Origin of the sequence: Vibrio sp. Vb1755, assembly GCF_033338635.1 — a bacterium.
Lineage (GTDB): Bacteria > Pseudomonadota > Gammaproteobacteria > Enterobacterales > Vibrionaceae > Vibrio > Vibrio alginolyticus.
Genome location: NZ_JAWOTA010000288.1, coordinates 1 through 1,133 on the forward strand (window position 1 = coordinate 1; position 1,133 = coordinate 1,133).

Consider the following 1,133-nt stretch of genomic DNA (forward strand, 5'->3'; position numbering starts at 1 on the left):
TGCAGTTTCAAGAAAACCTGATGGGCCTTTTGTTCACCGGTTATTCCGTGCGCGAAATTTGCCGCAAACTCAGCATCAACCCAAAAACGTTTTATGATCACGTTGACCACATCGCCAGTCGTTGTCGTCGTAAGCTCGCGACCATTGATGCTCGTTGGGTTAATCACGCCAGTCACTACGAGTTGGCTTCCAGCTACATTGCCTTGCAGCCACACAGCAATAATGGAGTGTACTGGATTGTGTCTGGTGAAGCGCACTCGGGCTACATTCTTTGCCAACACGTGAACTACTCTTCGGATGAAGAACCTATCGCGACGCTGGATCACAACCCGTACGACGAAGTTTCTCGTTTTGTCTCTCAAGAGTACACAGCGGAAGCAAGTGAGCCACCAGCGGAACCTTCTAATCACCTTAGAGAGCGTATTGACCAAAAATACCAAACGATTTTGGCTCGTGGTAACGTCGAAGATCCGCTCGGTAACTTATCGGTATTTCATTACCCATCGAAAGGCGCGTTAGTTCGTCCTCCTTACACCTCGTACGCGCACTATTTGCATGTACTTGATATGTGTTGCCCTAACAAGCGGGTTTCGATTTACATGCCACAAGATCCCCTGCTCCGCTCCGCAGCGTTGAGCGTTTGTTTGTCTCGTATTCAAGAGAAAAACGTCGATCTGATGTATGTAGAAGAAGACGCTGGCTGGGACATGACCGCTCCGGTTGGCAAAGTGGATATTGCCTACATGAGTTGGTGGCGCGATCGCTGGGCGATCTCCAGTCAAGGCGAAAGCCACAAAGGCATTTGCTACCTTGCTGGCGATAAAAATGAACCAGAAAAGTGGTTTAACGTTGCAACAACTCGCCATGTGCAGTTCTATCAAAATCGCTTCCAGCTGTTGTTCGAAAGTTTCATTAACGAGCCACGTCGCAAATTGCGACCTGCCGGAATTTTACCTCTTTTAGATATATTCAGAGCTTGGCATAATTTGTGCTATCAGGACAAACAAGGTCTTACTGCCGCACAAAGGCTAGAAGTCACTGACGCACCTCTAACCATTAAGCAGCTCCTATCGTAACTATTTAACTCATTTAGATGTGGTAATTAGGGGCAGTGACGGTATACATTACGGCAC

At 47.7% G+C, this 1,133-nt stretch carries 1 protein-coding gene; it reads left to right on the plus strand.

Annotation, left to right across the window (positions count from 1 at the left end):
• The coding region (locus R7E00_RS24600; RefSeq protein WP_318124833.1) for a lactate dehydrogenase at positions 1-1,076 on the plus strand (1,076 nt) is incomplete at its 5' end.
• Between the last annotated feature and the right edge of the window lie 57 nt (positions 1,077-1,133).